Source organism: Paenibacillus sp. FSL K6-3182 (assembly GCF_037976325.1).
Lineage (GTDB): Bacteria > Bacillota > Bacilli > Paenibacillales > Paenibacillaceae > Pristimantibacillus.
In genome coordinates this window covers 1,607,501-1,625,447 of record NZ_CP150265.1, presented here as the reverse complement: position 1 = coordinate 1,625,447, position 17,947 = coordinate 1,607,501, and the positions used below count along the sequence as shown (strand labels likewise).

Annotated in this window: 15 protein-coding genes, 16 tRNA genes and 1 rRNA gene (1 of these 32 only partly in view); 1 reads left to right on the top strand and 31 read right to left on the bottom strand. The window is 43.3% G+C overall.

What is annotated here, in order from left to right; translation table 11 throughout:
- Position 1: 1 nt before the first annotated feature.
- From MHH56_RS07010 to MHH56_RS07000, 3 genes are all read right to left on the bottom strand, one after another.
- The gene (locus MHH56_RS07010; protein WP_339207460.1) at positions 2–481 is read right to left on the bottom strand and encodes a PspC domain-containing protein; all 480 of its coding nucleotides are present in this window, start codon (positions 479–481) and stop codon (positions 2–4) included.
- A complete protein-coding gene (locus tag MHH56_RS07005; RefSeq protein WP_076270983.1) occupies positions 469–1,155 on the bottom strand; it encodes a PspA/IM30 family protein in 687 nt (228 codons plus the stop codon). Before MHH56_RS07005 ends, MHH56_RS07010 begins: the two co-directional genes overlap by 13 nt.
- Before the next feature lie 75 nt (positions 1,156–1,230).
- Positions 1,231–1,527: a hypothetical protein gene (locus tag MHH56_RS07000; protein WP_076271055.1), complete on the bottom strand. Its 297-nt coding sequence runs from the start codon at positions 1,525–1,527 to the stop codon at positions 1,231–1,233.
- A gap of 262 nt (positions 1,528–1,789) precedes the next feature.
- Between MHH56_RS07000 and MHH56_RS06995 the strand changes: the two genes are divergently transcribed.
- Positions 1,790–2,338, top strand: coding sequence for an NlpC/P60 family protein (locus MHH56_RS06995; protein WP_339207458.1), 549 nt, complete (start codon positions 1,790–1,792; stop codon positions 2,336–2,338).
- Positions 2,339–2,413: 75 nt separating this feature from the next.
- Here the strand turns inward: MHH56_RS06995 and MHH56_RS06990 are convergent, their stop codons facing one another.
- The 28 genes from MHH56_RS06990 to MHH56_RS06855 form a co-directional block, all read right to left on the bottom strand.
- Positions 2,414–3,997, bottom strand: a complete 1,584-nt coding sequence (locus MHH56_RS06990) for an ABC transporter substrate-binding protein (RefSeq protein ID WP_339207457.1) — start codon at positions 3,995–3,997, stop codon at positions 2,414–2,416.
- 134 nt (positions 3,998–4,131) lie between these two features.
- Entirely contained in the window at positions 4,132–5,679 is a 1,548-nt protein-coding gene (locus MHH56_RS06985; protein ID WP_339207456.1) for an ABC transporter substrate-binding protein, read from the bottom strand.
- A gap of 86 nt (positions 5,680–5,765) precedes the next feature.
- The gene (locus MHH56_RS06980; protein ID WP_076270979.1) at positions 5,766–6,704 is read right to left on the bottom strand and encodes a carbohydrate ABC transporter permease; all 939 of its coding nucleotides are present in this window, start codon (positions 6,702–6,704) and stop codon (positions 5,766–5,768) included.
- A gap of 50 nt (positions 6,705–6,754) precedes the next feature.
- The gene (locus tag MHH56_RS06975) at positions 6,755–7,678 is read right to left on the bottom strand and encodes an ABC transporter permease subunit (protein ID WP_076271054.1); all 924 of its coding nucleotides are present in this window, start codon (positions 7,676–7,678) and stop codon (positions 6,755–6,757) included.
- Between the two features lie 174 nt (positions 7,679–7,852).
- The gene (locus MHH56_RS06970; RefSeq protein ID WP_339207455.1) at positions 7,853–9,466 is read right to left on the bottom strand and encodes a helix-turn-helix domain-containing protein; all 1,614 of its coding nucleotides are present in this window, start codon (positions 9,464–9,466) and stop codon (positions 7,853–7,855) included.
- Positions 9,459–11,210, bottom strand: coding sequence for a histidine kinase (locus MHH56_RS06965; RefSeq protein WP_339207454.1), 1,752 nt, complete (start codon positions 11,208–11,210; stop codon positions 9,459–9,461). Before MHH56_RS06965 ends, MHH56_RS06970 begins: the two co-directional genes overlap by 8 nt.
- A 165-nt stretch (positions 11,211–11,375) precedes the next feature.
- The gene (locus MHH56_RS06960) at positions 11,376–12,131 is read right to left on the bottom strand and encodes a hypothetical protein (RefSeq protein ID WP_339207453.1); all 756 of its coding nucleotides are present in this window, start codon (positions 12,129–12,131) and stop codon (positions 11,376–11,378) included.
- Positions 12,128–12,826 carry an ABC transporter ATP-binding protein gene (locus MHH56_RS06955; RefSeq protein ID WP_339207452.1) on the bottom strand — a complete coding sequence of 233 codons (699 nt, stop codon included), beginning with the start codon at positions 12,824–12,826 and terminating at the stop codon, positions 12,128–12,130. Before MHH56_RS06955 ends, MHH56_RS06960 begins: the two co-directional genes overlap by 4 nt.
- A gap of 7 nt (positions 12,827–12,833) precedes the next feature.
- Positions 12,834–13,214, bottom strand: coding sequence for a GntR family transcriptional regulator (locus MHH56_RS06950; protein ID WP_339207450.1), 381 nt, complete (start codon positions 13,212–13,214; stop codon positions 12,834–12,836).
- Positions 13,215–13,259: 45 nt separating this feature from the next.
- The gene (locus tag MHH56_RS06945; RefSeq protein ID WP_339207449.1) at positions 13,260–14,015 is read right to left on the bottom strand and encodes an ABC transporter permease; all 756 of its coding nucleotides are present in this window, start codon (positions 14,013–14,015) and stop codon (positions 13,260–13,262) included.
- Entirely contained in the window at positions 14,008–14,964 is a 957-nt protein-coding gene (locus tag MHH56_RS06940) for an ABC transporter ATP-binding protein (protein WP_339207448.1), read from the bottom strand. Before MHH56_RS06940 ends, MHH56_RS06945 begins: the two co-directional genes overlap by 8 nt.
- Positions 14,965–15,121: 157 nt before the next feature.
- Positions 15,122–15,203, bottom strand: a tRNA-Leu gene (locus MHH56_RS06935).
- 13 nt (positions 15,204–15,216) lie between these two features.
- A tRNA-Arg gene (locus MHH56_RS06930) sits at positions 15,217–15,293 on the bottom strand.
- A 24-nt stretch (positions 15,294–15,317) separates the two neighbouring features.
- Positions 15,318–15,391: transfer RNA gene (locus tag MHH56_RS06925), tRNA-Cys, on the bottom strand.
- A 7-nt stretch (positions 15,392–15,398) separates the two neighbouring features.
- Positions 15,399–15,473, bottom strand: a tRNA-Gly gene (locus tag MHH56_RS06920).
- Between the two features lie 7 nt (positions 15,474–15,480).
- Positions 15,481–15,555 (bottom strand) — tRNA-Gln (locus MHH56_RS06915).
- A 31-nt stretch (positions 15,556–15,586) separates the two neighbouring features.
- Positions 15,587–15,662: transfer RNA gene (locus tag MHH56_RS06910), tRNA-His, on the bottom strand.
- 18 nt (positions 15,663–15,680) lie between these two features.
- A tRNA-Trp gene (locus tag MHH56_RS06905) sits at positions 15,681–15,754 on the bottom strand.
- Between the two features lie 12 nt (positions 15,755–15,766).
- Positions 15,767–15,851: transfer RNA gene (locus MHH56_RS06900), tRNA-Tyr, on the bottom strand.
- 3 nt (positions 15,852–15,854) lie between these two features.
- Positions 15,855–15,930, bottom strand: a tRNA-Thr gene (locus MHH56_RS06895).
- Between the two features lie 31 nt (positions 15,931–15,961).
- Positions 15,962–16,037, bottom strand: a tRNA-Phe gene (locus tag MHH56_RS06890).
- A gap of 18 nt (positions 16,038–16,055) precedes the next feature.
- A tRNA-Asp gene (locus tag MHH56_RS06885) sits at positions 16,056–16,132 on the bottom strand.
- A 38-nt stretch (positions 16,133–16,170) separates the two neighbouring features.
- Positions 16,171–16,247 (bottom strand) — tRNA-Met (locus MHH56_RS06880).
- Between the two features lie 18 nt (positions 16,248–16,265).
- Positions 16,266–16,341 (bottom strand) — tRNA-Val (locus MHH56_RS06875).
- Positions 16,342–16,409: 68 nt separating this feature from the next.
- Positions 16,410–16,484: transfer RNA gene (locus tag MHH56_RS06870), tRNA-Glu, on the bottom strand.
- A gap of 4 nt (positions 16,485–16,488) precedes the next feature.
- A tRNA-Ser gene (locus MHH56_RS06865) sits at positions 16,489–16,579 on the bottom strand.
- A 4-nt stretch (positions 16,580–16,583) separates the two neighbouring features.
- Positions 16,584–16,659 (bottom strand) — tRNA-Asn (locus MHH56_RS06860).
- A 112-nt stretch (positions 16,660–16,771) separates the two neighbouring features.
- Positions 16,772–17,947 (bottom strand): 23S ribosomal RNA (locus MHH56_RS06855); it runs 1,757 nt beyond the window's last position.

The window sequence follows — 17,947 nt, the reverse complement described above, 5'->3', positions numbered from 1 at the left end:
ATTAAAAATCCCCCTTCTCGTATTTAGCAATTTTGGCTTTCAATTCTTCAATTTCACGACGTAGTGCTTTTTTCTCCAAATCGTCCATCATGCTATCGAACTGTGACGATGTTGTAGGCTGGGATGAAGGTGCCGGTGCACTCCAAGAGCCTGGCGCTTGCGGCGGGTTTTTGTAAGGACCGCCGAAAGGCGAATTTGTATGTTGATCGAATCCAGGGTTATAACCTCCGCCATAACCGTTCACGTTTCCGTTACCAAAGCCGTTTGGACCAAAGCCGGAGTAGACCGGCGGTTCTTTAGGAACAACCAAGCCTGCAATAATATAGATCAGAATAACAGCTCCGCTTGTGAAGATCGTAACGACTACAAGTAGAATCCGCAGCAGCGTCGCATCAACATTTAACATTTCTGCTAATCCACCGCAAAGACCGAATAATTTTTTGTCTCGAGAAGATCGATACAGTTTTTTCAAGACGACCATCCCTCTTTCTCAAGCTTACGTTTCAGCTGCTCAAGCTCTCGTTCAATAACCGATTGCAATGTGTTGCCCGCTTCGGATACGAATTCTTGACCCATTTTGCGAATGTCGCGAAGACTCTTTGCTTCATGCTCCATACCGCTTATACGATCCTCCAGCTTTCTAAACACAGAACCCGATTGAATGCCTTGATCACCGAAGCCGCTCGTATATCTAGCGTTCATTCTTTGTTGAAGCCTTAGTGATTCCATACGTGCTGCATAATATTCACGCTTGTCATATACCGATTGGTATTCACTGCGCATCTCGCGCAGTTGTTCTTCAAGATCAAGCGTGTTTTGACGGCTTTGCTCGAACAGCTCACGATATTGAATTGAACGCTCTTCGCAGCTAGCTTTCTCATGCAATGCGATTCTTGCCATTTGCTCCTCGCCAGCCTTCAGAGCTGTCAACGCTTGATTCTCACGGCGTTCCTTTTGCTCTTCAGCTTGCAGCCATTGTGCTTTCAGGTGATTGCTATGTCCTGCATACTGCTGATACAACTTCTCAGCTTGGATAATATCTTCTCTTGTCGACCAGAGGAATTGATCAATCAACCGTACTGGATCCTCTGATTTCTCAAGCCGTTCATTTAATGTAGCGACAGTAATGTCGCGAACTCGCTTCATAATGCTCATTCAATGTCCTCCTTAACGTTTTGCGGTGCAAAACCAGCTTCATCTATCTTTACATTTTATAATGATTCGCAGCAACTAGAATGCTCTGCGTTTGTCTTTCTTAAAGAGGCTCACACCAGCAACGATTAAGCCGATTGCTAGAAGCAGTAAGATGATACCGCCGAGTTTACCGAAAATCATCATGCCGCCGATTGCAATAAGTATTCCGCCAATCCATTTCTTATTGTTCGACCAACCGACAACCCCCAATCCGATTAGTATGAACGGGAGCAAAAATCCGAATATTGCACCGAAATGAACTCCGACAAAATTAAGTACCGCGATACTGCCGACGATGACAAGCAACACGCCCAAAGCGCTTTTTCCATTCATCTCCATTTCCAACTCCTTTCGACTATTAGAATTTATTCATTTTTCTTTTCTTGCCTTACGTGTGTTGCTCTTGCTTATGTACTTAGTTTAGATCAATTTCTCCTTTTATAAAACGGACTTTCGGCGGTTTTCTCACTAGACTTAGGTCGAGTGGGCAGCCCGCCTCTAGGGTCAAATACGGGTTAATACCCATATTTTACAGCTTAAACTACTAATATCCCTGTGTTACGTTATTATCACACAGGAGGTGTATACGCTGCCAATGAAAAACTATTCCATTAAGAAACTCATTGTAGCTGGCTTTTTGACTACCGTATTATTAAATACTGGGACCATTCCTTTCCAAACAAATGGACATGTCTATGCAGCATCATCATCGGTGGAGAAAATAATTGCAACAGGAATGAAATACTTAGGGACACCCTATGAGTTCGGCTCTAATCGAAGCACAACGAAAACATTTGATTGTTCAGATTTCACCAAACACATATTTGAAAAAGCAGCGGGCGTAACGCTTCCTTCTACCTCTGCTCTGCAAGCAGCTTATATTAAGAAAAATTCAGCGATTCAAACTGACTGGAAAAACCTAAAGCGCGGTGACCTCATGTTCTTTATGTCCTATCACGGCAGCAGTACGGCAGGTTATTCGCGTTTAACAAAGTCAAAACAAACGATCACTCATGTAGGCGTTTATTTAGGCAATGGAAAAATGCTCGATACTTATTCGAAGGAAAGCGGCGGCGTACGAATCGACAACATCGACAATACGCATTGGGAGTACCGTTTTGTTTTTGGCGGAAGCGCGCTCTAGCCGTTTTCTTATCATTAAAAAGTGCCGGTCCAGCAACGAAAGCGCATGGCCGGCACAACTTATAAGCTTTGAGGCTTATTTGCTTGCAAGAAATTGATCGAATTGCTTTTGCTTCTCCGCTATTATTTTCTCGATACCTGCCGCTTTCAGCCTCTCGATATACTCAGGCAGTACTTTATCAACATCTACAGATCCTGTTTCAAGCGCAGTTTGGTACTGCCTATCCACATTGCCGACCGCAGCTACTTCAGCCCTTACCGTATCTCCATTAAATACAAAGCCAAGACCTGGTGAAATTTTTGCCTCTTGGTTAAATTGCTTGAAGCTATTCCACTTCATTGGGTCTTCACTTTCCCATACATAATTTAAAAACTGATTGCCGAACATCCAAGTGGTTCCTGGATTATAATTTTGCGTATATTCCGTCGGCCTGATCACATTCGCACTAACCTTTACATAATGTTTGCCTTCAATCCCGTAATTCAATAAATTGTTTAAATAAACATCTGTATGCAGCAGATTAATAAACATCATTGCTCGCGCTGGATCTTGTGAGGTCGAGGATATGGCCAGCATGGAGCCCGCGGTCTCTGACGTTGCTATCGTCTTCACATTTAACGGCAGCTGTGCAAGCTTTCCAATCATCCCCGTCTGAATTGCCAGCTCTTCACTTTTGCCAGGCTTCAATGCACCAGTTATTGAAAAAACATCGCCGGATCTCAGCGCCTCGCTGTTCATCGTCTGATTCGTAGCCGCATCTTTATTAATGTACCCTTTTTGAAAAAACTTGCGTGTAATGTGCAGTGTATCTATATAGCGTCCCACTTCATAGGCAGGCAAAACCTTAGTGCTTTCTTCATCCTTTAAAATAACCCCAGGAATGGATGTATCTCCTAATGCATCAAAATTTCCAATATAATGTGTATTAAACGATTCCCCCATCTTCAGATAAAGGGGTGTGATCTCCGGCTTTTTCTCTCGAACAATCTGATAAACCTCATCTAAGTCTTCTATACTTTTCACTTTAGTCATATCTATTCCAAGCTCTTCGGCTATATCCGCGCGATAGATAATGCCTCCCTGCGCAGCAAGCTCCTTGTTTGTTGGAACGGCATAATTATGTCCCTCAATCTTGGCGCCTGCCAGAAATACAGGATCAAGCGATTGCAAAATGCCTTGGCCATACTGATCTAGAAGCTCATCAACGGCTAAAAAAGCACCTTTTGACACATTAATCGCATGTTTATTCCATTGCGCTGTAAATAAAATATCAATCTTTTCACGTGATGCGATCATCAAATTGACTTTATCGTCCCATGGTCCCCAGTCAATTGGAATAAGATCTATTTTTGCATTTATTTTTGTTAATAAGTAGTCATTCATGGCCGTTTCTATTTCTTCTTCATCTTTCTGCGGTGCACCTGTATATACAAACTTAAGCGTATACGCTTTTAGTTGATGAATGTCAGAGTTATCAGCTTCATCCATTTCTCCTGAAATCATTGAAACGCTTTCATTATTGATTTCAAGTTGGCTCTTGGCTTCACTGTTGCTCCATGCCGGTTCTGTGCCTGACTCATTTGAACAAGCTATGACTAGAAAGAAGCAGGTCAGCAGGAGCATCCTTGCACGCATCAAATGGTACATCGATCGAGTCATACCCGTATAGCCCCCTACTGCATGGATGAATTGCATTTGTTAGCTTAATTGTAAGGAATACACAAAAAATTGCAAGCAAGAAAAACCCGCGCCTTTAGAAGGCGCGGGTTTCATTGATCGTAACAACAGGCTGTTTACTTGCTGGCTAGGAACGCATCAAATTGCTTTTGTTTCTCCGCAACTACTTTATCCACGCCTGCTTCCTTCAATTTCTTATCATATTCAGCTAATGTTTTATCGACGTCTACCGAGCCTGTTTCAAGCGCTCTTTGATATTGACGGATTACGTTTGCCAATGCTCCAACTTCTGATTTCACTGGTTCGCTGTCGAATACGAAACCAAGGCCAGGAGAAACCTTCGCATTTTGGTTGAACTCTTTAAATTTGGCCCACTTATCTGGGTCCTCTGTATTCCAAACATAGTTCAAGAACTGACTGCCGAACATCCAAGCCGAGCCTGGGTTATAGTTAGCTGTATTTCCTGTAGCTGTTATGATTTCTCCACTGCGTGTATAATGGTCGCCTTCAATACCGAAGTTAAGCAAGTTATTAATTTCCTTATCAGTATGAAGCAAATTAATCAGCATCATCGCACGGTCTGGGTCCTTAGAAGTGGAAGAGATCCCTAGCATTGAACCAGCAGTTTCAGATGTGGCGACTGTTTTTTCTGTCATCATGATTTGAGCAAGCTTCCCAGTCAGGTTAGAAGCGCTTGCAATCTCTGCGTCCTTGCCTGGTTTCATTGGCTCAATCGTAGAGAATACATTGCCTGCCTTCCAAGCGTCTGCTGAAGCAACTTGTGTAGTCGCAGCATCTGCGTTAATGTAGCCTTTCTTGAAATAGTCACGAGTCAGATTTAAATATTGCTTGTAGCGGTCAAGCTGCTCCATAGGCATCACTTTAGTATCGTCTTTATCTTTAAGAATGGCGCCAGGAATCGTTGAATCGCCCAAGAAGTCGTAATTGGCGAAGAAGTGCGAGTTGAAAGCGCCTGCCGTTGTATACAGCGGAATTAATTCCGGCTTTTTCTCCTTAACGACTGCATATACAGCATCAAGATCTTCTGGTGTTTTCACATTGCTCATATCAATGCCGAGCTCATCGGTAACATCTTTGCGGTAGACGATACCACCAGCAGCCGCTAGTTCCTTGTTCGTTGGAACACCGTAGTTTTTGCCGCTAATTTTCGCCCCTTCCAGAAACGCAGGATCTAATGAATCTTTAATGCCTTGACCGTATTTATCAATTAGGTCACCAAGATCCAGAAATGCGCCTTTGGCTACATATTTAGCATGACCATTCCATTGCGCCGTGAACACGATGTCCACTTCTTCCCTCGAAGCAACCATCAAATTGATTTTATCATCCCATGCACCCCAATCAATCGGCCTGAGATCAATCGTTGCGTTGATTTTTTCAGTAAGCAGCTTATTGAGTGCTTCTTCTACTTTTTTCTCATCCGTTTGCGGTGTGCCAGGATATACGAGAGAAATCTGATATGGCTTCAAATCTGATGCTGGCGGCTCTTCATCCTTAGTGACTGGTTTATCCGTTTCGGCAGCTGGCGCTTTTGTTGGCTCTGCGTTGTTTTTCCCGTTGTTTCCTGAACATGCGGACACAATCAGTACGATGGACATCAGCATGAGAAGAAGCATCGATGTTTTTTGTTTAACTTGCTTCATAGCGGGTGGACCTCCCTCAAAAATTTGGATTATATGCTAAATCGGCGTTGCCGATTACAGCCGTATGATTGCTGATAGTCATGAACTCAACCTTTTACAGCGCCGACAGTCAGCCCTTTTACAAAATATTTTTGAAAGAACGGGTATGCAAAAATGATAGGACCGATTCCAACAACAACCATTGCCATACGAACCGTCTCGCTCGGAAACTTAAAGGTGCCTCCAGCCGCAATAATAGCTGCCGCCGCCGTACTGTTATTAGCTAAAAACTGAATGTTCAGCATCGTCTTATACATGAGGTATTGAACAGTAATGTTCGATTCCTTCGTTATGAACACAAGGCTGAGAAACCAATCATTCCAATACGTTAACGTCTGGAAGAGTGCTACTGTGGCAAGTACCGGAAGCGATAACGGCAAAACGATTTTGAAAAAGATCGTCAGCTCTCCCGCTCCATCAATTTTTGCAGATTCCAGAATGGCAACAGGAATGGTCGTTTGGAAAAACGTTCGAATGATTAGAACAAAAAACGCAGCAACTAAAAGCGGTACAATAAGAGCCATTATCGTATCCTTCAAATCGAGCATTTGAACATATACGAGATACCAAGGAACTAAGCCCCCTGAGAATAGCATCGTAAAAAACACGAAGAAGGTAAAAAACTTGGCATGAGGAAAATCTGATCTGGATATTGGATAAGCGTACAGCGCCATGATCATTAAGCTAAGTGATGTTCCGACAATCGTTACAAAGATAGAGATACCATAGGATCGAAAAATTTGGGTCGCATCCTTAAATAGGAACTGGTACGCTGCCAAATCAAACTTTGATGGAATAAATTGATACCCTTCCCTGACAACTGTACTTTCATCGGAGATCGAAACCATAATAATTAAAATGAGCGGTACGATACAAAGCAACGAATACACTATAAAAAATATATTGATGCCTAGAGAAGCCGGAAGTGATAATTGGTTTTTGATATTAGATCCGGAAGGTATTTTCTCAATCTCAGCTGCTTCCATAGGATCACCTCCAAACAAAATTTTCGTAAATACACTTCGATTGCAAGACTCTAAAATAACGCATTATCTTTGTTAATTCGGCGGACCACCCAATTCGAGAAAAATACTAATGCGAAGCCGATTACAGATTGCAGCAATCCTGCCGCTGAGGATAAGCCAATATCACCAACCGTTAGGAATGTGCGATAAACATAGGTGTCGATAACATTTGTTACCGGGAATAACACACCCGATTCTCTTGGCACTTGGAAAAACAAGCCGAAATCCGCGTTAAATATTTTTCCGATCTGCAGCAGCGTCATAATCGTAATGATCGGCATGATGAGCGGGATCGTAATACTCGTCATTTGCTTCCACTTGCTTGCTCCGTCTATAGTTGCGGCTTCATAATACTCATCATCTATGCCAATGATGGCTGCCATATAAATGACGGTAAAATACCCCATGCTTTTCCAGGTGTTAACGATAGGCAAAATGTAAGGCCATACCTCCTGCGTGAAATACCATTGAACCTGTTCAAGTCCAAGCGCCGGCAGCAGCGAAGTGTTCAGATACCCATGCTGATCGCTCAAGAAGCCATAGACCAAATAACTAATGACGACCATCGATAAAAAGTAGGGCAGGAACATAATCGTTTGATGAAGCTTAGCGAGAAAACGGCTTCTGATTTCATTAAGCATGATTGCAAAAGAGAGCGGGAATACCAAGTTCAATACGATAAAACCTGAGTTGTACAGCAGCGTATTCCTTGTAATGATCCAAGCGTCTGACGTTTTGAACAAATACTCAAAATTTCTCAACCCGCTCCAGGCGCTTCCAAATATTCCATCTGCGTAATTAATGTTTTTGAAAGCAATTATGATTCCGAACATCGGAATGTAATTGTTCAGCAGCAGCAATACGATGGCTGGCAGCATCATTAGGTAGAACATCCAATACTTGCGAAAAATACGGAGTTGAGACATTTTTTTCATTGAACTCTTCGGAATATAGGCAGCTGTTGTTATCGCTTCCGACGTATGTTTCGCCAACGCCTTCCCCCTCCTCTTTCTAAAACTCTTGTGTTCCATCTAGGTATAATTGTATAAAAAAAAGACGCCGACATCTGTCGGCGCCGTGACCATATTAACGGTACAGTGACTTTTCAATCATACATCCTGAAATTTTTTACGATACTCTTGCGGTGTAAGCCCGGTCGTTTTCTTAAACAGCTTAGAAAAGTGCGAGAAATTACTATATCCTACGTTTATGGCAACATCGCTTATTCGGTTATTTGTTTTTTCAAGCTCGATTCTCGCCTTAGCTATACGCATTCGAACCAAATAATCCGTTAACGAGTAACCCGTTTCCCTTCGGAACAAACGAGATAAATAAGCTGGATTCAAATAAACAGACTCTGCCGCTTGCTCACGGCTGAATTCCTCTCCCATATGCTCTTCCATGTAACGCTGAACCTTCTCCACAACTTGTGACACGTCCTTGCCGTTTTGGTTGGCATAGTCCGTTATCTGCTGGCTCAATTGCTGTGTCCATGTTCGCATGCGCGGCAATGATTTGAGAATGTTCTCGCCTACCTCCCATTCTCTATGTACAAACACGTCCGTCATTTGAACCGACTTTTTATTCAACCATTGGAACACCATATTCATATATCCATAATAAAACGATGCCATATGGGTATAATCAACTTTCAACTCTAACATCTGGTCGAAGCATTCATCTATTCGCAAGGACAACTCCGTCTGCTTGCCGGATTCCAGCAATAGTGCCCAGTCAGCGAAGGGGGCTTGCTGAAGTGTATTCAGTCCTTGCTTCTGTGTATGATCACGCTCCATTATAATCGCACAAGTATTGCTGACGTTGCTTCTCTCTAAGGTAAGCAGCGTTTGTATTGTAGTACGGAGCTGCTTCACTTCCGCTGCTTCGCTTATATAACAGGATAACGAGCAATTCAGCATCGTTTTGCATTGATCAATAAATGTTTTGCATCTGTCATGCAGATCATTATTGCCTTGCTTGTCACCAAACGCTCCACTATAAAATATTGCATATAAAATCCCGCTGCCATCTTGAACAATATGGCCAGATTCACCTTGAAGCACGATCTCTCCAGCTGCATTCTTAATACCGTATGTCATGATCTCCTCATCACGGGCCGACCATTCCTCCCGCCACTGCTCGATGCTAATAAGCACGACACGAATCAAGCTGTCCGATTCAAGCGGTAACCCATAGGTTTGCAATGAGAAATTGAGCTGCTGCGATGCCGCTGATAAACGGTAATGAATGATATCCTGCCAGAACCGCTCAATTAATATAGGCTGCTGCTTGCTCCACTGCTCATAAAATAAGTTGTACGTCCCGCGAATTTTTGCCAGCTGCTCCAAATCACGAGCTTTTTCCAGCGCCTCATTCACACATGCTTTTAGAGCGTTATGATCAATCGGCTTGAGCAAATAATCGAAGCAGTCAAGCTGAACCGCCTGCTGCGCATATTTAAAATCCGCATGACCGGTCAGAAAGATTGTTACACTTGAAGGGGAATGCTCATTCGCCCACTCTAGCAATTCGATACCGCTTTGATTTGGCATATCAATATCAGATATCATAATGTGAATCGTATGCGCAGTCAGCAACGCCTGGGCCTCTTCCGCATCTATAGCCGTATAAATGCTCGCAATCGGCAGCGTTGACCAGTCTATGCCATTCACGATGCCTCGAATTGCTATCTCCTCATCATCTACAACCAATAAGTTATACAACTGCTTTCACTCCCTCCGTAAGCTTAGGAAATACGATAACGACAATTGCTCCGGTGCCCTCCGCTTGATTGCGGAAAGTAATTGATGTCCGCTCGCCATACAGCAGCTGTAGTCTATGAATGACATTCATGATGCCTAAGCTGCTCGATTCACCTTCCTGCAGCGGTTCTTTGTTTTGCAGCTTCTCCAGCACCTCAGGACTAAAGCCCGTACCATTGTCGCTGATCGATAACGTAAATCCATGCTCGGAGTCCATTTCCGCACATATTTTGATTTGGAAAAGCTGCCTCCTGTTTTTGAACCCATGAATGATGGAGTTTTCTACAAAAGGCTGAATGGTTAATGCAGCAATTGGATAATGCAAAATGTCATCGATTCCCTCATAGGTACATTGCAGCTTCTCAGGGAACCTGATCTTTTGAATCGTCATATAGTTCTCGATATGCATTAGTTCTTCCTTAAGTGTGATCGTGTCGCGATTGGCTTTCATAATAAATCGGAAATAATCAGCGAGATGCAGCGACATCTTTTTCACCGATTCCGTATCGCCTAATGCTGCTAAATTATAAATAATATTTAAGCTGTTCATATAGAAATGCGGATTAATTTGCGCTTGGAGCTGCTTAAGCTCTCCTTGCTTCACACGGAGCTGCTCCTCGTAAACATCGATTTTCAAGGTTTTAATTTGTTCAGCCATGATGTTGAAGGTGTTTCCTAGAAACTCAAATTCAAGCGATTTGTTTTTCTTCAATCTAACATCCAGCATTCCTAAAGAGATTTTCTTCATTCCTAGAATAAGCTCATGCAGCGGCTTAAACAGCATATTCCTCATAAAGAACAAATAAATAAGCAAAATCGCTAGAAACCCAATCGGAGCAAATAACGTCGCATTTCTAAAAAATAATAAATTACGCAGCAGCGTCCGCTCTGGTATAACGACTCGATAAGCAATATCCACCATTTCACTCATTCTGTTCATAACAAGATAGGTTTCGCCTGTATTTCGATCAGTCAGCGATTCATACGGTTTCTTCGATATTTTATAGCTGAGTTCCAGCGGCGCTAAGTTTTCCGTCAATGACTGAACAAGTTGATCGCCAGCGCGTAAATAAATGCCGTTATGGCCGATATCACCGTCACTCCATTGAATCGATAACATTCTATTTATATCCTGCACTTTAATGATTGCGCCGACGTATAAATCATCTGACACCTTAATGAAATTGATCAAAAAAAACTTCCCTGGCATCCGCTCATCTGCTCTGACCTCCCATAAATGTTGATCATTCATAAGCAGATTTTCTTCCTTTGTCATTGAATCCATATGCGTTTTTATTATTTTTTTTGTATCGTTATATACGCTTTTTGTTCCAAAAATAATATCTTTATCGTGATATAGAAATACAGCATCAATCAGATTATAAACACCAACGTCGCGATTTAGCTTCCCATCAATTCTTATTTTCGTTAACGTATAACCGTCACTATCCATCGGAAAGGACATCAGCAAACCTACGTCGGTATCAAGCACAGACATTTTATAAAGATAATCATTAATCTGCAATAGATTTTGATCCGTTTGACCCACGTAAATATCGAGTGTGTTTCGATAGGTCTCAGATACTTTCTCTCGAATGATCTCACGTGAGTAACTGTTGTTAATGAGCATATAAATAACTACCGGCAGCATAACTGCCATAAACCCAATAATAAGACGAGTTCTAATCGATTTACCGAACCTCACGCTCCGCTTCCCCCTAATATCGATTGAATCATAATCATATTACCATTTAAAGCGTTTTCTTGAAATCACTTAAAAAAGATATGCTGATCCTTTTTTCAAATCTATTTAAAGCATAAAAAAGCGCATATAGGATTTTCACCCCACATGCGCCAACGTCATTCTTTTTTAAATCTCGACTTTCTTTTTTAACAAATAAATCATTAGAAACAAGTAACCTAAAGTAAACGCTAACTCCAGTAAAAATGGTCCGAATAAAAAATCCACATTAAATGATGAACCAAAGGTTACTGATCCGCTATTCGCTTGAGGTACATTGATTGAAATTATACCCATCATACCTTCTCTTTCGTCAAACAACTGACTCGTTAACCAGTAAGCAATGCTTTGTACTCCAAAGAAAAAGACAATCCCGATCCATGTAGAATGCTTCATTCGGAAGCTGCGAGCCACTGTAATCGAACATAGAATCGAGAGCATAAAGGATGTGTACATCCAAATATAGCTTATTACCATTCCGAATAAAGCGCCGTTCTCTAAAGAAACATGTTCTTTGAAATATTGAATATCCATATCCGAAAAAGCTATGAAGATCGAGATATGAATAGCTGCAATAATCAAAACGAGCAGCATGATGATCCAGCCTAAAAGGATAGCAGCACCTATTCCATTGATGGGGTGCAGCGGCAGTAAGCGCCGGCTGTAGGATTTAATGTTTCGTTCAAACGTCCGGCAGCAATGGATGAACAACAAGATAAAGACCATTACATAGCCGAAAATACTAAACGCAGTAATTAGACCTTCATTCCAGTTGCGCGTCAATCCCGTAATACTGAACGCTGCTTCTAGTATGATAAAGATTGCAAGCGTGCTGAGGATACCATCGTTGCTTCGCTTCCAATCGTATTTCAACAGCTTAATCATTCCCCAAACACCGCCTTAAACATTTCATCAACGCTTTTACCGTGAGCCAGTCTTATATTTTCTACCTCATCCTGCAATACAATCTTACCCTCGCGTATGAAAACAACTTCATCGAAGATCCGCTCAATATCGCGTACAAGATGGGTTGAAATGATTAAGCTGCTTTCTTCGTTATAGTAGTTAACAATCGCATCCAAAATTTTCGTTCTTGCTACTGGATCTACGCCTCCGATTGGCTCATCAAGCAAATACAACCTCGCATTTCGTGATAATACGAGTGTAAGCTGAAGACGTTCATTCATCCCTTTAGATAACGCGCTTACCCGATCCCGTTTATTCAGATTCATGAAAGCAAGCATTTCATTGGCTTTCTTATGATCAAAATCGGCATAAAAATCCTTATAAAAATCTATTGCATCCTCTACGCGCATCCAGCTCTCTGTGAGAGGTTGATCTGGCATAAAAGATGTAATTGCTTTTGTCTCGTTGCTTACAAGATGCCCGTTAACCGTTACCGTGCCCGAACCTGGATGAATGAGTCCTGCAGCTATTTTCATCAATGTGCTTTTGCCACTGCCATTGCTGCCTAACAGACCAACAATCTTGCCATGCGCCAACGTGAGTGATACTTGGTCTAGCGCCTTCTTGCCGGCGAATGACTTTGATACCTCAGTCAGCTTCAAAATGCTTTCCACAGTCCTATCACTCCTTTTCTTTATCTTCTTCTTTTACCGCTTGTGAAACGATCGTTACGATATCGTTATTTGCAAAGCCCAGCTCCTGCATCCCTTGAATAAAGCGACCGAGCAAATCTCCTGCCATTTCTTTTTTGATATCCATTATTTTCGACTCCTCACTAGTGACATATCGGCCAAGCCCACGCTTCGTTTCGACGATTTGTTCTCGCTCAAGCTCCTGAAAGGTTCGTTGTATCGTATTCGGGTTGATTTGTAGTTCTAATGCAAGTTCTCGTACCGCCGGTATTTTATCCCCAGCCTTCAACTTGCCAATGACAATTTCTTTCTTAATATAATTCATGATCTGCAAGTAGATTGGCAAATTATTATCAAATTCTATGCTCACAATATGTCCTTCTCCCCTCAACTGCCCACTCGAAAACGTTGCATGTTAGGCAATATCCCGTTTTTTAAACGTAACAAAGCTAATGACCAAAAACAAACACACATATGCTGCACACACAACACTCGGGAATATCATTCCGCCAGATGACGATTCATTACCTGTAAATAACGATAGATCTGTATTCATAAATAGTAGATATTTAGAGAAATCGTAGCTTGATAATAACATTTTCATTAAGCCTTCCAATAAGACAGCAGTCATGCCTATGCCTATTGTCGCTCCAGATGATCTAGTTAAAATGCCGAACATAAACGTTAAAGTTACATAGATGGTTGTATAAACCGTTTGAAATAACATTGATTTCGCAACATCCAACCAGGATACTTCCCCTGTCGCTTCAAATCCAAATGCGATTCCTCCTGCCGCGAGAGCAGCAGCTACTGTGAAAATAATGAGCGAACAAACAAACAATATAACGGCTGTATATTTTGATGCTAAAATTTTGCTTCTACCATGAGCTCGTATGAGCAAAAACTTAACGGTTCCTAATTGATGTTCCTTTGCAACGATACCAGCTGTGAAAATAATTGCTACAATCGTTACAATCTGTCCGACTCCATTTGTTGTCATAATCGATCCAGCAAATTCTAGCATAGTTGGATATTGATCGCCAGACATTTTCCAGATTAAATAGGTGAAACCTACAATCGTAAGGAGCATTACTGCGTATGCAATGAAGAAGCTGCGTTTCTTTGACATTTTCAACCATTCGTTTAATACTAGTCCGTTAAAATTAAGCAATGCGACTACCCCCAGTCCATTTCAAAAACTCGTCTTCCAGTGATATCTTCGTTTCAGTGATTCGATAAATTTTAATATTTTCTTCCCCTAGCTTGTTTACAACCTGAGGAATAAGTTCATTCTGAAGCGCTAGTACAAGCTCGCTGCTATCTTTTAAAAGCTGAATAACCTCAACCCCATCTATACTTGTAGAAATCTTGCCTGCTCGCTCAATATCATCTACACGAACAACAACGGATAATTGCTTGAATTGCTCTTCCTTATCACTTAGTGAACGATGAGTCACATATTTACCTTCTTGAATAACAACGACTCTGCTGCACATGAGCTCCATTTCTGAGAGCAGATGACTCGATACAAGAATCGATATCCCTTCTTGGACTGCTATTCTTTGCAAATATTGTCTCATTTCACGAATGCCTGCTGGATCTAAGCCATTAGTTGGTTCATCCAGTATTAATAACGATGGATTGTCTAACAGTGCTTGTGCAATGCCTAGACGCTGCCTCATTCCTAGAGAGTACGCTTTTACTTTCTTGTTCATTGCTGCCTCTAAACCTACCAGCTCCGTAACTGCTTTTATCCGTTCTTCCGTAATGTCTGATGACATTCTCTGATATTGCTTTAGATTATCATACCCCGTCATATATGGATAAAACTCGGGATTTTCTATAATAGCTCCGATATGCCTAATGGCTCCTGTAAAATCATTACGTATGCTTTTTCCTTGAATAAGCACATCACCCTCGGACATTTGAATCAAACCAACAATCATTCGGATTGTCGTTGTTTTGCCTGCACCATTTGGCCCAAGCAACCCTACGATTTCTCCCTTGTGAATATCAAATGACATTCGATCTACGATTGCTTTGCCTCCAATACGTTTGGATACATTTTTTAAAGAAAGTACGGGGATTGTTCCCTTTATTTCAGAAGATGATTTCATCATTTCCTTACCTCCATCGTCTTAGTGTTCTAGTTAAATAGTACACTAGGTCTAAGCAGATGTAAAGGGGCAATTTTTAGGTCGATTTTACCTATTATGAAATTAAACACAAAAAAACTCTTAAGATCATAATGATCTTAAGAGTTTGTGTTAGTAAAGTTGGTGCCGATGAGAGGACTCGAACCTCCACGGTTTCCCTCACGATTTTGAGTCGCGCGCGTCTGCCATTCCGCCACATCGGCATTTCAGTAAAGATGGCGTGCCCTAAGAGATTCGAACTCCTGGCCTTTTGATTCGTAGTCAAACGCTCTATCCAGCTGAGCTAAGGGCACATATTTGTTGCAAAGAGAAATCTGTGGAGGCGCCACCCAGACTCGAACTGGGGGTAGAGCTTTTGCAGAGCTCTGCCTTACCACTTGGCTATGGCGCCAAATAAATGGAGCGGAAGACGGGAATCGAACCCGCGACCCTCGCCTTGGCAAGGCGATGCTCTACCGCTGAGCCACTTCCGCATATAAATGGCTGGGGATTCAGGGATCGAACCTGAGAATGACGGAGTCAAAGTCCGTTGCCTTACCGCTTGGCTAATCCCCAACAAAATACGTGATGCTAATTTTTGAATTAATGGGGCGATCGAGGGGAATTGAACCCCCGAGTGTCGGATCCACAAACCGATGCGTTAACCACTTCGCCACGACCGCCATATTCAAATGTTTTATTGGCAGGGGCAGCAGGAATTGAACCCACACCAAAGGTTTTGGAGACCTTTGTTCTACCTTTAAACTATGCCCCTAAGGTAAAAAAATGGTGGAGGATGATGGATTCGAACCACCGAACTCAGAGAGAGCAGATTTACAGTCTGCCGTGTTTAGCCACTTCACTAATCCTCCATGTGGTGCCGTCGAGAGGACTTGAACCCCCAACCTACTGATTACAAGTCAGTTGCTCTACCAGTTGAGCTACAACGGCATATTCACTTGTGTTGCTTGTACTGCATCAATGGTGGCTCGGGACGGAATCGAACCGCCGACACGAGGATTTTCAGTCCTCTGCTCTACCGACTGAGCTACCGAGCCTGATGTTGTTTTTTTAAGTGGCGGAGCTGACGGGATTCGAACCCGCGGTCTCCTGCGTGACAGGCAGGCATGTTGGGCCACTACACCACAGCTCCACATCATGTTCTCGGAAAGTTCCGAAAGGTAAAGAATTTGGTTGCGGGGGCAGGATTTGAACCTGCGGCCTTCGGGTTATGAGCCCGACGAGCTACCGGGCTGCTCCACCCCGCGTCATTATTATAGATTAATTGGTGGAGGATGACGGGATCGAACCGCCGACCCTCTGCTTGTAAGGCAGATGCTCTCCCAGCTGAGCTAATCCTCCATGTTGAGCGACCTTTATATCTTATCATAGGTCATTCTTTTTTGTCAATCTTTTTTTAAAAGAAAAGTTGGTGACCCGTAGGGGACTCGAACCCCTGTTACCTCCGTGAAAGGGAGGTGTCTTAACCACTTGACCAACGGGCCTTGCTGGCAGAGAGGAAGGGATTCGAACCCTCGAGACCCGGTTAGAGCCTACACGATTTCCAATCGTGCTCCTTCGACCACTCGGACACCTCTCTACAATGGCTCCCCGAACAGGACTCGAACCTGTGACAACTCGATTAACAGTCGAGTGCTCTACCAACTGAGCTATCAGGGAATATTAAGCATTCAAAGCAAATTGCGCTCTGAAAACTGGATACGAAAGATTAGGCTTGCTGAAGCCTTTTTAGCTGCTGTCTACTGGATGTATGGGTCACAGTAAACGTGTTTAGGATAAGCCCTCGACCGATTAGTATTCGTCAGCTACACACATTGCTGTGCTTCCACCCCGAACCTATCAACCTCGTCGTCTTCAAGGGGTCTTACATACTGGGAAATCTCATCTTGAGGGGGGCTTCACGCTTAGATGCTTTCAGCGCTTATCCCGTCCGTACTTGGCTACCCAGCGGTGCTCCTGGCGGAACAACTGGTACACCAGCGGTACGTCCATCCCGGTCCTCTCGTACTAAGGACAGCTCCTCTCAAATTTCCTGCGCCCGCGACAGATAGGGACCGAACTGTCTCACGACGTTCTGAACCCAGCTCGCGTACCGCTTTAATGGGCGAACAGCCCAACCCTTGGGACCTACTTCAGCCCCAGGATGCGATGAGCCGACATCGAGGTGCCAAACCTCCCCGTCGATGTGGACTCTTGGGGGAGATAAGCCTGTTATCCCCAGGGTAGCTTTTATCCGTTGAGCGATGGCCCTTCCATTCGGTACCACCGGATCACTAAGCCCTACTTTCGTACCTGCTCGACTTGTAGGTCTCGCAGTCAAGCTCCCTTATGCCTTTGCACTCTTCGAATGATTTCCAACCATTCTGAGGGAACCTTTGGGCGCCTCCGTTACATTTTAGGAGGCGACCGCCCCAGTCAAACTGTCCACCTGACACGGTCCCCGAACCGGTTTCACGGTTCTAGGTTAGAACTCCGATACGATCAGGGTGGTATCCCAACGTTGCCTCCACACAAGCTGGCGCTCATGCTTCAAAGGCTCCCACCTATCCTGTACAGATCGTACCAAAGTTCAATATCAAGTTACAGTAAAGCTCCATGGGGTCTTTCCGTCTTGTCGCGGGTAACCTGCATCTTCACAGGTATTAAAATTTCACCGGATCTCTCGTTGAGACAGCGCCCAAGTCGTTACGCCATTCGTGCGGGTCAGAATTTACCTGACAAGGAATTTCGCTACCTTAGGACCGTTATAGTTACGGCCGCCGTTTACTGGGGCTTCGGTTCACAGCTTCGGGTTACCCCTAACCGCTCCCCTTAACCTTCCAGCACCGGGCAGGCGTCAGCCCGTATACTTCGCCTTACGGCTTCGCACAGACCTGTGTTTTTGCTAAACAGTCGCTTGGGCCTTTTCACTGCGGCCCCCTCGGGCTATTCACCCTACCGAGGCACC

What these genes read in the sequence shown, in the direction of transcription:
- MHH56_RS07010 (WP_339207460.1), bottom strand. Translation starts at nt 481, where the DNA reads ATGGTCGTCTTGAAAAAACTGTATCGATCTTCTCGAGACAAAAAATTA.
- MHH56_RS07005 (WP_076270983.1), bottom strand. Translation starts at nt 1,155, where the DNA reads ATGAGCATTATGAAGCGAGTTCGCGACATTACTGTCGCTACATTAAAT.
- MHH56_RS07000 (WP_076271055.1), bottom strand. Translation starts at nt 1,527, where the DNA reads ATGAATGGAAAAAGCGCTTTGGGCGTGTTGCTTGTCATCGTCGGCAGT.
- MHH56_RS06995 (WP_339207458.1), top strand. Translation starts at nt 1,790, where the DNA reads ATGAAAAACTATTCCATTAAGAAACTCATTGTAGCTGGCTTTTTGACT.
- MHH56_RS06990 (WP_339207457.1), bottom strand. Translation starts at nt 3,997, where the DNA reads ATGACTCGATCGATGTACCATTTGATGCGTGCAAGGATGCTCCTGCTG.
- MHH56_RS06985 (WP_339207456.1), bottom strand. Translation starts at nt 5,679, where the DNA reads ATGAAGCAAGTTAAACAAAAAACATCGATGCTTCTTCTCATGCTGATG.
- MHH56_RS06980 (WP_076270979.1), bottom strand. Translation starts at nt 6,704, where the DNA reads ATGGAAGCAGCTGAGATTGAGAAAATACCTTCCGGATCTAATATCAAA.
- MHH56_RS06975 (WP_076271054.1), bottom strand. Translation starts at nt 7,678, where the DNA reads ATGAAAAAAATGTCTCAACTCCGTATTTTTCGCAAGTATTGGATGTTC.
- MHH56_RS06960 (WP_339207453.1), bottom strand. Translation starts at nt 12,131, where the DNA reads ATGATTAAGCTGTTGAAATACGATTGGAAGCGAAGCAACGATGGTATC.
- MHH56_RS06940 (WP_339207448.1), bottom strand. Translation starts at nt 14,964, where the DNA reads ATGATGAAATCATCTTCTGAAATAAAGGGAACAATCCCCGTACTTTCT.